The following is a 13,985-nucleotide window of genomic DNA, read 5'->3' as shown; positions in this document are numbered from 1 at the left end:
TTATGACCATTTAGGAGATTTTTAATTATTTAACTATTTCTTTTGAAATTATTAAGGGTTTTATAATTAAAAGTACAGAGAGGTTTAACCGATATCAATAGCCATTTATAGTCATTTAATTTGAAAAGTATTTTCTCAAAGTAAGACTATCTCTGATTCTCAAGACTCAATAACTTGACAATCTAGTGAAGATATATTTTACTGGATTTTCAATAGAAATATTTGCCTGCTATTATTATTATCGTAAAACGCTTATCTCATTGAATTCCAAATGGAAATTATATTCCAATCGGGATGTGATTTTGTAAACAATTACTTGATTAAGAATTCTAAGAAATTGGTTTTGGTAAAAATATACCTCGCCGCTTCCTCTTTAAAATCTATTTTAGGGTATAATTTTTTTAGTTCAGATTCAAAAAAAACTATAGCTAAAATATTATTAATAAATGATGTCGTGCCTTTTAATTTGCACCTCCATTCAAGACTAATCAAACTTTTTGTAAATGATAATATACTAAACTGTTCAACATTCATTCTGGAATACTCAGATATGAAAGCATTGACTTCGCTATTTAATTTCTCTCTATTGAAATTCTTCGATTTTTTTAATGCAGTTTTATCAATAATTTCAGCACATTTCAAGCCATTATTAATCGACATATAATAAAAAAATGAAATGAAATTATTAAGAGCTTCGCCTTGCATCACGCTAGTAATACCAAAATCAATTAAAATAAGCGAACCGTCATCTGTTATGAAGAAATTCCCGGGATGCAAATCACAATGTGTAAAACCATCTAAAAACATCATTTGATAAAGCATCTGTAAAGCCCTTTTAGCAACATCATTTCGTTTAACTTCAGGCCAATCGCTATAATTATTTGCATGTGGAAGATCAATATATTCCAGCACGATAAATTCTTTAAAAATTATTTCCTTTATCAAATACGGGATTTTTATTTGGGGATTTGATGAAAAATTTTGGCGAAATTGCAATAAATTATTCGCTTCAATTCTTAAGTCCAATTGCTTTCTAATTATTAGGTCTAACTCATATATTAATTCAGTTGTTGGAAGACGATTGATGAAAGGAAGGATTTTAGCAACTTTCATCACGGCTTTTAATAGATACAAATCTGTCTCGACAAAACGCGTCACTTTGGGTTTTAATACTTTAATGACAGCTACGGTCCCATCTACAAGCTTAACTTTATGAACTTGGGCAATGCTACCGGTAGAAAGTGGAGTAAAATCAATTTCCAATATTTTATTCCTCCAATTAGGAAACGAATTATTTAAAACTGATTCAATATCTTTAAAAGGAATTGATTTTACATTTTTTAAAAGTGGCTGTAATATTTCCGCTATTTCAAACGAAATAATATCTGGCCTTACTGAAAGCAATTGACCAACTTTTATGTAAACTCCATCAAGTCTTTCCAATCTCTTCCAAAAGTGAGTACCAAATTTATTGGGGGAAATAATTCCTATTTTAAAAAGAAAAAACTCAAACGTAAGAAACAAAAGTTGTAAAAGGATATGAAGAAAACGCATGGATTTACTCTATTAAAATATTAAAAAATAAAATTAGCTTGATGTGAAGATATGATAAATGGACTATTCTTTGATAATCAGCTGAGGTGTTTCCCGTTCATCTAATAACCTATTGATCTTATCGTATTATATTCCCATAAATAATATTTAACTCATTAACTAAAATTGTTATTTGTGCGTATATTTAGCATAAACCTTTCACTGTTATTTCAATATGAAATTACCACAATTGACCTATCGTGATTTTTTAGAAAAAGCAAAAATTTACGATGATTGTTCGTTGCCCAATTCAATTGATGTTCTTCAGTGTTTTTTCCCTTCTTCCCTATATCTGACTTTCCGACCGTCGGCGATCTATATAATTGATTATGTCAACTTTAAATACTTACATGTTGATTCTGAATTAAATATACTATCTGGGTATCCGGCCTCCCTTTTATTAGAAGCTGGACCGGATTTTTTCATAAGCAGAATTCACCCAAATGATTTTGAAATCATCAATAAACATGCTTTTCCAATTGGTATCGATTATATTTTTAATCATAATACATCGCCATTATCTAATATTTCATTTACGATTACCTATCGCTTAAAAAACAACCTCGGGAATTATCTACAGGTTAGTCAACGGTCTAGTTTTATATGTTCAAGTTACGATAATATACCCTTAGCCGCAATCGGTTCCATCACTGATATTACTCCATTCAAAACGGATCTCCGGGTTCTACACATAATTGAGGATTTGAATGTGTTAGTTCCTAAAGACCAAAGGGATTTTATTATCACCTATTATCCCACAGATAAAAAGGCTGAATTAAGTAAAAGGGAGATTGATATATTGAAATGGGTTTGTGATGGATGTAGTAGCAAATTGATAGCGGATAAATTAAATTTGAGTATTCACACAGTAAATAACCATCGAAAAAATATGTTACAAAAAACTAACAGTAAAAATATATCTGAATTACTTAATCATTCACTCAAAAATGGAATCCTTTGAAAATTCTGAATATTTAGAAACTGTTTGAATTTCATTGAGAACTTTTACATACCAACCATGTTACAAAAGATGGCTTTTCCCCTTTTTTTATGCCAGATAAATTACTGTTTATCAACAAGATAAGTGCAATGGCATGATTTAAATAAGGGGTTCGATGTTCAGTTCCGTCATAACACAAATTTTGGGGGTACATCGAACCGATTAGCTTCCATTTATCAGATATTGTAGCTGTTTTATAGTGCTGATGTATATTTGAATACTTGTCTATTATAATGTCCAGCAAGCCTTCCACGGATTTTGAGCTATCAATCTTATTTGGCATATCAGTAAGCTTTGCCTCTAATACTCTTAATACCTCATTGCACCCCAGCTTGACCGCTTTGAAGTCCTCGGCATCGATTTCATCAGTCATAAATCGCTTCCTGGCGTTTGATAATACTCTTTCCTGTTCTTCTATCTTATCTATCTTTTCAAAAAAAGACGCCACGAATGTCGCTTTATTAAAAAATGATTTTCTATTTGCCAATGACATTATAAAAATGAAAGCCTTTTTTATCAAGCTATAAACAACTGTTTCGGCTACATTTCTTAATTCAAATATAAGTATTTGCCAAGAAATTTAAACTTTGTCGCATATCGTAACTTGCTCTTCAATATGGGGTTGAGCATCTTTAGCATCAATACTCTATTGCGCGGAAGCGGTATAAGCTGACGTGAATAGTAACAGGGTGAAGGCTGGGTATTTCATAGCTGATTAATTGTTAAAGTATTAGTTCTTTCCGGACAATTAAGTCTTCTGCAAAACAAAGTTTGCCATGTAGGCAATGCAAAGCACACCGATTGTATAAACCACTACTATATAAAACGTGCCGCGCCGCTCCTTAAACTCTAGATTTTTAATATCTATGCTAAACTTAAAGAACACACTTGATGTATACATCAAGGACGACCAAAAACGAGGGACAAAATTTTTGAACGATATTTTCGTCGCCCATAACTCGTTAACAGGGATTTTCTCAATCTTAAAAATTTTGGTGTTGAGGCTATGTATGAAGAAATAGGAAAAACACGTCAAAAGCACTAAAAACATCAACGTCCATACAAAAATATATTCTTTGTCGTACCCAAAATTCCACCAATATTTCGGAATCCATGTTAAAAAGCTCGCCCACGAATGATTCCATTTGAACTCTTGGTATTCGATGTCTAATAATTGATAACTTTCGGTTTGTCCGTTGCTTTTGAAATTATTAAGTAAAGCCTCGTAAACGGAAGCTTTTTCATCTTGGCTTAAAAGCCTCCTATTATTAGGATCATTTATAGTGGAATCTGGTAGCAATAATTTGAAATGTAAATAATCCAGATGGAGTTTAGCAACATTTGACCCAATCAAGTAAATCCAAATTGGTCTAATTGATTTACTTTTATAGTTGTACCGTGATGAATCCGTGAAGTTTCCGTTTAGCAAATTAATTTCATTTTTAATATTGTCATTATTTGCAAATAAAATTGTATCAGGGAATGAAGTTCCGTTAAAATCAAATCTGGTGCTGTCTGTCAATGACAAGAATGATAGATGTAACGTTACTCGCGCTTTGAAATAAGCACAAAAAAAACTAACGTCTTTTGAAAATGCGGCGTAGTTAAAATTAAAGCTGCCCCAAAAATCTGCCTTTAAGAAATTGGCTTCTTGTAAAAATCGCGCGTACGAAAAATCTGCCTCTTTCGAAAAATCTGCAAAATCAAACCTTGCTTCATTTGAAAAAGTTGCCTCATAGAAATCAGCTCCTTGCAAGAATTGCGCTCCCTGAAAATGGGCGTCATTTGCTAATTTTTTGTGGAAGAAATTTACCTTCTTATTATAAGTCATTCCCTTAAATCGAATCCCGGGCAAAACCCGATTAACATTCAAGACCATTAAAGCCATTAAAAATAAAAACTTTTTCATTGATAAAGCAAATTGATAGGTATCTATAAAAGTACAGGAAAAGGTTTGAAATTAGCAACCTTGATTAACCACTGCCCCGGAAAAATCTTCATTTTAATTGAGTGTCGGAATTTTTGACCATTGGCTAAATAGGTCAGTTGAATAAAGCATTTGCCTTGTTTGTCAGCGAAGGGAAACGGGATTGAGGCCGGAATTAAGCTTAAAATCTATTTAAAAAAGAAGGCCTAAACATATTCCACCCATTCCAGCCGGAATTTGTAACCCATCTCCGTTACTTTCCGGTAAGTATCGTATAAAACGATCTTAGAGAAAAAAGGCAGGTTAAAGGCCGGGCCCTTTCTTAAGATTTTAAATACGATAGTTGTTCTGTCGGGGTTGATCGAAGCCAAGGGAAACAGGCGCTTGATAGCGGCGTCGCGGATCTTATTTCTAAAATCGCCCCTGAAACTTTTGTCAGTTAAAAGCAACCGGCCGGAAACGGTTCCTTGGTTAAAAAGGTGGCTGAGCTTTGCTGAGCTTGCGCCGTCTTTCACGTGGATGATTTCGGTTTGGTCGTTTACGACGTCGGCGAATTCGATGGCATTAGCCGTGCCGCGCTGGTTGTGGAGCCTGCGGTCAAAAAGCTCGCTGCCGGCTGGCAACGGTTGCGCCAGGTAATCGGTCTCATTTTTCTCGATTGTTTGTTCACCTGACACAAATTCGACTGGGTTGGCCAGCAAACCCGTAAAAAAACGGGTAACGGTATCATAGTAGTCGTCATTTAGTTTGAACCAGGTCCCGCTGGTCAAAATATAGGTTATGCCCTGGTGGCTGGCTTCTGTTGTCAGGCACCTTACCAATGGGAAGATTTTGAAAATTTTACCATGGCCGTCGTGGAGGTTGATCTGGATAGCGTCGATATTAGCTAATGTCAGGTGCCCTGAGGCCTGGCATTCCGCTACAAAGTCGTTGATGTCGACCCAGTCAAATTCGACGTCGGAGCCTATACCGCCGAAGGTAATATGGTCGCTGTTTTCGATTTCCACGATACCCGGAAATGATAAAACAAATTCAGGGCCCGAATTACCGGCGATCAGCCCCTCTAAATTATCCTTAACCATTTGGTCGAGCGCGGCAATTATGGCGGGATCCTTGACCGGCGAGATAAAATCGATCCATTCAAAATTAGCCTGGTAGGTGGTCAACCCGTATTGCCCTAGGATTTCGCTGCTTTTTCTGGTAATGGAGGACCCGGTCATATCTACATTCAGGGTAAGCGTCCCTCCCCCTGTCAGACTTTTGGCAAAGGATTGATTGACAGCTTTACCTGAAACCTGGCTGACCAGGTCTTGGAGGATATCTACCTCGAACTCACCGATGCCGGCCTGGGTCGCCACCTGGATCCGTTTGTTTTTTGCCTTTTGGCTGATGGTGTGGGAGTCAAGGCTTTTGATGCCGTTTGGACTGATGGAGTTGAGCACGACCTTAATCCCGAAATCCCATTCGGTAAACCCGTCATTTACGCTCAGGAAACCATAGCCAAAAATATAAACAAGGTACCGTTTCCCGTTTGGAATAAATAATACGGCGGCAGCGCCCTGGTTAACAAGCCCGGGCAAGGTCACTCCGGCACCTGTTTCGATGAAGCCTTTCCATACGGGTTCGCTTTCATAAGCCTGGCCATAATACAGCTCAGATCCGGCGATACCGCCCCAATCCGTTACAGGGCCCTCCAGGTTATGCCCGCGTTTTAATAATTCTGTTATCGTACGGTTTGATTTGCCAAGTTTTACGGATAGTTTCATGGTTTAAGGTTTGTAGGCATACAAAAGTAAAGTTATGCCTTTTTTTACACTTATTGATTGCTAAAAGGTGTACCGGCAGGGCCGCAACACGGCCCTGCCCCACCTGCCTGTTAATTGACGCCGTGACTGGCAATATGCTTCTCAATTAACCGGATCCCTTTACCGGAAATCAGCGTTACCATGGAGCGGAAAAGGAATTGGCCCTGCCTTCCGCGAATGTCCTTTTCAACGATTTTGAAAAGGCCCTCGTCGATAAAAACCTGGTAAGGCTCATTGTCGTCCATCAGAAAGCCGTGGGCCCTTAAGTACCTGAACAATTTGGTCCTGCCCATATCTGCATTGATTAATTTTGCTGCCTGCTTCATGTCATACCATTGCTCACGCGATGGCAGCAGGTAGGTTAAATTTACGTTTGTTTGTTTCATTTTTGCAAACCACCTTGTTAGTAGCGGTATGCCAGGATATACAAGGGCTGTGCCTGCGCGCTGGCGGCAGAATAGCTGATAGGCTGTTTGTAAGCTGTTAAGTGTTTGTGTAGAGTCGAAGCGCAAAATTAAAAACAGCTTACCTTTATTCGATAAGCTGCCAGGTAAACTGAAGCTGTGCTGTCAGGCCATCATGGCTTTTATGATGGCGTCGATTTGTGTTTTCATATAGGTCTTGGGCTTTTTTGCACTTAGGAGGCTTTGCTTGCTTTGTTTGAAGTTATCAAGCGTTTTTCCATCCGGGTCCCTGAAAATAAAGGTCAGCTTACGGAACATTTCAGGGTCGTCAAACCCTACATCGATCAGCCCGTTTTCAGACAGGGATTTGAACAGGTAGAGAAGCGTTACTTTATTGACATGCAAATTATTGGTTGACCTGTCAATCCAGCGAATATTAATATTTTCAGGAAGACCGCCGACAAAGGCTTTGTGGAAGTTTTCTAATGAAATATTTTCAATAAACACGCCATTGAGTTTGGTATGAAGGATCATCGAGTTTTTAGCTGGCTCATTTTTTATCCACCGGAATACGCCGGGATGAGCAGCAGCGGGCAGGGAAAGCTGCCTGGGTTCTGCTAACTGCTTATTTTCAGGTATTTCCAGTAAGCCCTTTGCTGTTTTGCCAGGTTTTGAGCAAAAAGCAGGATACTTTTCATAAAGGTACCGGATAAATGCATCTATGGGTTTTGGCATTGCTTCATACCGTTTTACCTGTTCACCTTTTTCAATGGTTGCTTTCAGGTAGAATAATTTTGATAACCAAAATGTAAAGGCGAGCTTGATCTGTTTTTTTGATTTGCCCTGGCTGATAACTGTTTCCATTAAATCCCGGGTTTTATAGAACTCTTTGTAAAGCCGGTTTAATAAAAAATCCTGGAAACGGTAGGTTGTGGTCTCCCATTCGCCTGTTTCTGGGTCTTGCTGTTCATTGGTCTTAGTTTCTGTCTTTTCATCATAGCTTGCATAACCGTAATCATGTTCGTCCTGGGATGGCTTGAAATAATTGCGTAAAGCATCTAAACCGTTTTTGAAAACCACATACTCAAACCACGCCAGGGGGTTTTCCAATGAAGACTGATTGGGATCGGCGAGCATATGCCCCGGAAGGTTGAATTCTTCCTGTTTGGTGATCTCCAGGTTATGTTTGAGTTCGGCAAGGTAGCGTTGCAACTTGGTTATATAATGGCGTGTCTTTACCAGGTAGCCCTGTACATCCCCCTGGTTAAAAGTTACGGCTTTGAGGTTTTTCAGCGTGGTTAAATTCGTATACTTAAAATTCAGGTGGAGAATGCCTTCGGCACTGACAACGATAAGGTCGTTTAAAGCTGCAGCTTCGATGATATGCTGGCTAAGGAAGTTGAGTTTTTCAATTTTAAGATATTTATCCGAGATCGCACCCTCTAGTTCGGTGACTAATTCGACATAGCGGCTCTTTAGCGCGCTTTCGTATTGCTCCGGGTCGGTATAAAAGTTAAATTTAAGTTCACCGGTCAACTTACCTTTTGCCCCACTGTCCACTTGTTGATAAGTAACAGCAGCGAATTCTGTGATTTCAGCAAATTCTCTAAATTCCTGGATTAGTCTTGGCGTTTGTTCGTAGTAATGAGGCATATATTTGTTATATCTTAAAAATATTCTCCGTGGCGGCACCTCATTGCGAGTTCTTTAGCCTCCAAGACCTGTATGGCATCAAGAACCGCATACGTTCCAAGATTTTGCAGCAATGTCCCCATATTCTTCGTGGAGCGTGTTCTTCAGGAAATGGTCGATAACATTGTATTTCATCACCGTATCCAAGGTTATTATTAATCTGTAGCATTTGCTCCCTAACCCCATAGCTTCACAAAATATTCTGTACAATCTCGTTCGCTTCTTCAAGCCAGAACAGGCGTGAGCCCGTACACTAGAAGGTGCGTGCGAAAATACGATAGATTTGGCTGAAAGCAACTCGTCCGTTTTTCAACTGGGCAAGCTACTGCCGTTCGTTTATAATAGAGGTGTATATGCCTGCTACAAATATACGAAGCTTGACCTGCTACCGTGGTTATACATTTTAGATTTGGTTTAGTTTATAATTCAGCTGGAGTTCCCTTACTTGACGCAAAGCGCTATTATCGACCAATATTAAATACCATTTTTCTTAAGTCTTCAAAACCTCATCTTAAAACTCAAAAAAGCCTTCAAACTGCAAAGCTTGTTCCGCGCACGTAATTTCGGTACACTTTTGAGAGCTACTTTGGATTAGTGAACAAACCTAGTAGTATACTTTCTATAAACAAGGCTTCCGTTTCATCAGTTGTCTTCAAAATGCGAAATTCGAGTTTGCGCCAGTTATTAAAAACGTATTCCCGTTTACGTAAATTTTTCCGTCTGCCGGTTCCGAACGGAGCCGGAGTCAGCGAGCGCATCCTGCGTGAAAGCAGCTTACCCGTGCCGGCAATTATATGCTCATGCGTGGTTGAGACCCTGATATGATAGACACCCGGATAATTGTGCCCGGTAAACCATCTGCCGCGCGAAATACATGGTTCAGGAAATGGCTGCCAATGGCTCCAGTTCAAACTATCTGTCTGGTTCAGAAAGGGTTGCAGTAAGTCAGCTATGTTATTCATTTCTGCTAAATTTATTCAGGTTCAACTTCCAGTCTGGCAGAAGTGACAGGGATTATCAGCAGCTTTTTGCCGGTGTCCGAGCGCCAGCAATTATTTCCCCGGTCAAGAACGCAAATATGTAAAGCGGACCGCCTGGCATCCAGCGCATGATCAAGAATACAAACCCTGAAATTACTGTGTTGCCCTGAATGATTGTATTCATTTGGCGTGAGCTCCACATTTTTTAAAGCCAACGAAGTACCTTTCACTTCAAGCCGGAAGGATACTGTTCCCAAGGACGCCTCCATATCCCAGCCCATATTTTCTTTATGAACATAGCTTACCTTAAACCCAAGTTTAGTAAAATGAAGGTCTGTCGCCGACATAGCCGCCATTTCTATCGCCTTCCTTTTTTCTATATCTTTGATCCAGCCGCTTTTATTTCCTTTTTTTTTTGGTGTGCCATAATCAGAAGGGTTTTTCCGGAAAATCCTAAATTTCCTGAGGTAGCTTTTCTTCCCGCCGTAGTTCATCACATGCCAGGCGTTAGTCTGGCCGGGACCGTCCGCTGGGGTAGCAAAAACACGCTGAGGCAGCGGTAGTAAATGCGCATCAGCTGCCCTGGTTGTACAGGTGTACCAGGGATGGGTTGCACGACCTGCGTTTGCCAGATGCTGCGTTTGTCTGTAGAGCCGCGCATGCTGATACCAGCCCACCACGTATTGTCCGCCGGTAACCGGGTTTTTAGAGAAAAATACAACAGTCACATCATCAATAAAATTGTCCGGATCGCCTGCACCCAAACGGGTGATGTTTAAATTACGGTCATTCTGCATACGGGCATAGCCATACATTTGTCCGCGCACTGGTTTAAAGTTTAATACTTCGCCCCCGTCATCATTATCTGCAACATACCAGCCTGCGCCGACAGGATGGTCCTGTGCCGTTACGCCACGGTAACTGATCATCCAGGCAGTCCTCAGAAATATAATCTTTTCCGCCATTATTCGAGTATTTTAATATGTTTAGGGCGGGTGGCAATATATCTTTTGGCCATTTGTGTAAATTCCGCATCCATATCTTTAAAGGAGAGATAAAGTGTGTCCATAGGTCGCGTCAGCGCCATCAGTATCCAGGTTCCCGCGAACATCGTCCGCCGCTGTTCATTAGTAATGTGCAGGCTTTGAATGCCCTTTGCTTTTTCTTCATTAAGCAGAAATTTTTCAGCCAGCGGATCGGAGAATTTCTGATCAAAAAAATTGTCAATATTAAAACAGGCTACGCACCAGGCTTCCAGGCCACGGCAGCTTTCATAAAATAATAACCGGCACTCATTGGGAGATGGAACAGGCAACCTGTTTTTCTCTTCAGTAGAGCCATCCCAGAACATCAATTCCGTACCCAGTATGTTTTTGTATTCCCATTCCTTTTTTCTGACTGCAAGCAGGTCATCAATATTATCAAATTCATTGATCGTACCCTCCATCCGCCTTTCAGCATCATGTTCGTCCTGCCCTGTCCGGTCGATCCTGGAATCCGCGTCGATCAGGATCATCAGACTTTCGTAATTCGTACAGCCATGCAAAGTTCCTTTTCTGACCAGCGCGCTGAATTCTGCGGGAAGGTCTTCCTCTTTTCCGCTGCCCCTGAAATCAAAAATGAGTTCCCCGACGTCTTCCGAATTAAGCGGTGTAAGCCCAAGGGACAGGCCGCACTGTTCTGCGATATAGTTACAAAACTCCAGCAACGTTTTCTTGATGCGGTAAGAGCGGTTGGAATTTTTATAGATCACCATATCAAAGGCAATCTGGTCACTCTCCGGCGTGTCTTTTGCGGATTGTGATAACATCTCTTCTGATCCAAATAATGACTGCACAGACGGATCTGTCAGCGTTGACTCTTTCGATTTAATTACCTTGTTAACAGGCCTTACCAGCAGTCTTTTATTCTTAAACACTCCCCAATTACAAAGTTCCGCATGCCGGATCAGTTGCTCACGTCCGCCGTTGGCGACAACCACATTTCTATAGCCAAACATACTGAACAATATCTCTCTTTCTGACGTATGACAATCCTGCCCTTCATCTATATACACTGTCCGGCTCATCCTTACGCCGCCTACCTTTCGTTTGAGTGTGGAGAGAAATTCTTTCTCAACCATTACAGGCTGCTGGTTTTCGTCCAGTTCACGGTGCCTGTCCTGGAGATTAAGTTCATTCATCAGCAGGTCAAATTTGTCCTGGATATCAAATTTGCTGTAATAATCAGCCGGGAAGTTAATTGCCATCAATGTGTTTTTCAGCACTTCATAATAATCGCGCAGAAACATGTCATCGATAGCAATTTTTTCCAGCAGCCTTGTTTTATAATCAACAAAATCAATTGCCGCCTGCCGGAGATCCTTTGTTAGGTAATTTTTCTTTCTGGAAATATGGTTGACAATATCTATCCCAACCTGTTTTTCAGCCGTTTCGAGTTGCCTGTCATTTTGAATATGTTCCTTTAAAGCCAGCAAAGAAGCATAATCGAATACCGTTATGCTGTTTTTAACGATATTTTCTTTTATGAAGCTATATAGCAAACGGGTGCGAGTTTTAACCGTTTTTGTTAGTTTGAGAATACGGTCGGCAGACATGACATGCAGCACACCGAGTCTTTTTGACAAGCCGTAAAAAAACTTGTGCAGGGTAGTGACGGAATGCTGGCCTCTTTTGCTGTCCTGTTGCCGGAGACCGGAGTTCAGTTGCGATACTACCGTTCTGGCAATATCGTAAACAAGCAGTTTATTATACGTAAGATAAAGTGTATTTAAGCCGTTTTCAATGTTATGAATCATCAGCAACAGCAATTCGCTTGTCTTACCGGTACCGGCTTTACCTTCTATGCTGATCAGAAAATTATTGACATCTTCAAATACCGGTCTTTCTTCCATCAGCCCTTTCGTGATCCGGTCTATTTTTTTGCGTGTCAGATAACCGGTTACACTATCTTTTCCGGCCTGTTCGACCAGGTTTTGGATTTGCGCGTCCAGCACCAGGTATATTTCAGGACTACTCCATTTTTTGTAAGAAGAAAGAATACGGTGGCTGCATTTTTTGATATAGTTGAGCAGCGCATCAAAGCCGAGAACAAGGCCGATCATTAAATTATCGGCGTATCCCGTAAATAATTGATTTTTGACATAAATCAGCGGATGAATATATAATTCATTGCGCGGAAGATGCAGTTTATGAGCAAGGTAGTCTGTCAAACCAAATTTTAAGCCGTTTACATCATTGACAAAATCAAGTGCCTCCCCGTCAGCGGTCAGTCCTTCCTCATCAATTGCCAGTTGAGCATTTTCATAGCCGGTGACTATTTTGACAGGTATAATCAGGTTGTTCAGGTATACTGTTTTGTCTCCTTTCTGCATCAGGAAATAATTACCGCGGATATCGGGAATCACAATGATGATCAACAGATCGATGAAGCTCTCTGCGGATACCACCGCCGGAAACTGATTAAGTATATAAACAGATGCATCCGGACACCGGAGTTTTTCCTTCACAGATTTTTCAAATTCCGGATAATTGATAGCCGGGTGCTGTCCGTTAAAAGAGATAACGGTCTTGCTCATCCCTCATCGCCGGTAAAATTATACTCCCACTCGCTGCAGCATATCCTGAGAATTTGTGTTTTGCTGTTCAGGTAGTCAAAAATCACTTCGTAGTTCTGGCCTTCTATTTCTATTATCAGACGGTAATTGTAGACGTTACCTAAACCAAGCTGACCCGCTATCTGCGTATTTAAACCGTCCTCAATCATTTCGAAAATACGATCCCGCTCATCGGCTTCTGCAGCCGCATAGTCATCATCGTCAATTTGAAACATTTCGTCATCGAAATCATAGCCTTCCGGATAGAAATTCTGTTGGTTCTGTTTTGCCGCAGCTTCCAAAGCCTCCCGCATCCCGTTTACCTCGCAACCGGGATTGCGGGCCGCGAAATCATCAATTTCACGCTGAGGTAAATGATCACCCCATATATTGATACCTTTCAAATTCTGTTTGCCGGATAATGGCTGTAAGGAACTGACTGCGGATTCAATGGCATTGACTGAACGGAGTTTTACAAGTCCGGCCAGCGGAGAAATATCGGTAACAGCAGCCCTGTTGAAACTCAGATTTTCAAGGTTAGCTAAAAACCGGACCGGTGAGAGATCGGTTATATTCGTACCGTGAAAACTTAGATACCGGAGATGAATGCAATCCTTTACAGGATCAAGCGATTGAACATCTGATACATGGCCCTGAATAGTAAGGCTTTCAAGATTACTGAGCATCCGCAGGGGCGCGAGCGTTTTCAATTCGAACATTTCGACGTCGTCAGGATCTCCGTGATCCCCGGGAACATCCATAAAAATAGTTTTCAGCGACAGTATTTCGTAGAGTTGTAGCTCATCAGGATCGCTGTAATCTGCGTCGATGGCGTGCAGCAACAGCTTTTGCCATTCCCGGTCCAGGGTCGCCCACCACGACCTGAGGTGTACTATGGTTGCCAATATGATCAGGTTAAAGATTTAGTTTCCTAATATAAGATTTTGTTTTCATTTTTCAATTCCCCGCCAGCTCCACCCTCACCCCAT

11 protein-coding genes are annotated in these 13,985 nt (G+C 40.5%); 1 reads left to right on the top strand and 10 read right to left on the bottom strand.

What is annotated here, in order from left to right; all coding sequences use genetic code 11:
* Positions 1-312 precede the first annotated feature (312 nt).
* A complete protein-coding gene (locus AC1DYB_RS25195; RefSeq protein WP_477439009.1) occupies positions 313-1,554 on the bottom strand; it encodes an ABC1 kinase family protein in 1,242 nt (413 codons plus the stop codon).
* Positions 1,555-1,768: 214 nt separating this feature from the next.
* Here AC1DYB_RS25195 and AC1DYB_RS25190 point away from each other — a divergent pair, with 214 nt between their 5' ends.
* On the top strand, positions 1,769-2,554 hold the full coding sequence (locus AC1DYB_RS25190) for a response regulator transcription factor (protein ID WP_477439007.1): 786 nt from the start codon (positions 1,769-1,771) through the stop codon (positions 2,552-2,554).
* 31 nt (positions 2,555-2,585) lie between these two features.
* On the opposite strand, the gene AC1DYB_RS25185 is transcribed toward AC1DYB_RS25190, so the two are convergent.
* The 9 genes from AC1DYB_RS25185 to AC1DYB_RS25145 form a co-directional block, all read right to left on the bottom strand.
* Entirely contained in the window at positions 2,586-3,086 is a 501-nt protein-coding gene (locus AC1DYB_RS25185; protein WP_477439005.1) for a hypothetical protein, read from the bottom strand.
* 255 nt (positions 3,087-3,341) lie between these two features.
* Positions 3,342-4,502: a pentapeptide repeat-containing protein gene (locus tag AC1DYB_RS25180; RefSeq protein WP_477439003.1), complete on the bottom strand. Its 1,161-nt coding sequence runs from the start codon at positions 4,500-4,502 to the stop codon at positions 3,342-3,344.
* Between the two features lie 224 nt (positions 4,503-4,726).
* Positions 4,727-6,286 (bottom strand): DUF6119 family protein, encoded by a 1,560-nt coding sequence (locus tag AC1DYB_RS25175; RefSeq protein WP_477439001.1) that lies wholly within the window; start codon positions 6,284-6,286, stop codon positions 4,727-4,729.
* A 110-nt stretch (positions 6,287-6,396) separates the two neighbouring features.
* Complete coding sequence (locus tag AC1DYB_RS25170) at positions 6,397-6,711, bottom strand: phage antirepressor KilAC domain-containing protein (RefSeq protein WP_477438999.1); 315 nt, start codon at positions 6,709-6,711, stop codon at positions 6,397-6,399.
* 183 nt (positions 6,712-6,894) lie between these two features.
* Positions 6,895-8,382, bottom strand: coding sequence for a hypothetical protein (locus AC1DYB_RS25165; RefSeq protein ID WP_477438997.1), 1,488 nt, complete (start codon positions 8,380-8,382; stop codon positions 6,895-6,897).
* 620 nt (positions 8,383-9,002) lie between these two features.
* Positions 9,003-9,383 (bottom strand): hypothetical protein, encoded by a 381-nt coding sequence (locus AC1DYB_RS25160; RefSeq protein ID WP_477438995.1) that lies wholly within the window; start codon positions 9,381-9,383, stop codon positions 9,003-9,005.
* Between the two features lie 11 nt (positions 9,384-9,394).
* Entirely contained in the window at positions 9,395-10,366 is a 972-nt protein-coding gene (locus tag AC1DYB_RS25155) for a hypothetical protein (RefSeq protein ID WP_477438993.1), read from the bottom strand.
* The gene (locus AC1DYB_RS25150) at positions 10,366-12,978 is read right to left on the bottom strand and encodes a hypothetical protein (protein WP_477438991.1); all 2,613 of its coding nucleotides are present in this window, start codon (positions 12,976-12,978) and stop codon (positions 10,366-10,368) included. Before AC1DYB_RS25150 ends, AC1DYB_RS25155 begins: the two co-directional genes overlap by 1 nt.
* Positions 12,975-13,901 (bottom strand): leucine-rich repeat domain-containing protein, encoded by a 927-nt coding sequence (locus AC1DYB_RS25145; RefSeq protein ID WP_477438989.1) that lies wholly within the window; start codon positions 13,899-13,901, stop codon positions 12,975-12,977. The genes AC1DYB_RS25150 and AC1DYB_RS25145 overlap by 4 nt, the downstream gene beginning before the upstream one ends.
* Between the last annotated feature and the right edge of the window lie 84 nt (positions 13,902-13,985).

It is taken from the genome of Mucilaginibacter sp. P2_A4 (assembly GCF_056405015.1).
Note: the sequence above shows the minus strand (reverse complement) of the source record. Positions and strands in the feature narration are given on the sequence as shown.

Excerpts from the sequence above, each read along its gene's own strand:
- AC1DYB_RS25160 (WP_477438995.1), bottom strand. The coding sequence starts at position 9,383 with ATGAATAACATAGCTGACTTACTGCAACCCTTTCTGAACCAGACAGAT.
- AC1DYB_RS25150 (WP_477438991.1), bottom strand. The coding sequence starts at position 12,978 with ATGAGCAAGACCGTTATCTCTTTTAACGGACAGCACCCGGCTATCAAT.
- AC1DYB_RS25180 (WP_477439003.1), bottom strand. The coding sequence starts at position 4,502 with ATGAAAAAGTTTTTATTTTTAATGGCTTTAATGGTCTTGAATGTTAAT.
- AC1DYB_RS25165 (WP_477438997.1), bottom strand. The coding sequence starts at position 8,382 with ATGCCTCATTACTACGAACAAACGCCAAGACTAATCCAGGAATTTAGA.
- AC1DYB_RS25155 (WP_477438993.1), bottom strand. The coding sequence starts at position 10,366 with ATGGCGGAAAAGATTATATTTCTGAGGACTGCCTGGATGATCAGTTAC.
- AC1DYB_RS25195 (WP_477439009.1), bottom strand. The coding sequence starts at position 1,554 with ATGCGTTTTCTTCATATCCTTTTACAACTTTTGTTTCTTACGTTTGAG.
- AC1DYB_RS25185 (WP_477439005.1), bottom strand. The coding sequence starts at position 3,086 with ATGTCATTGGCAAATAGAAAATCATTTTTTAATAAAGCGACATTCGTG.
- AC1DYB_RS25190 (WP_477439007.1), top strand. The coding sequence starts at position 1,769 with ATGAAATTACCACAATTGACCTATCGTGATTTTTTAGAAAAAGCAAAA.
- AC1DYB_RS25170 (WP_477438999.1), bottom strand. The coding sequence starts at position 6,711 with ATGAAACAAACAAACGTAAATTTAACCTACCTGCTGCCATCGCGTGAG.
- AC1DYB_RS25175 (WP_477439001.1), bottom strand. The coding sequence starts at position 6,286 with ATGAAACTATCCGTAAAACTTGGCAAATCAAACCGTACGATAACAGAA.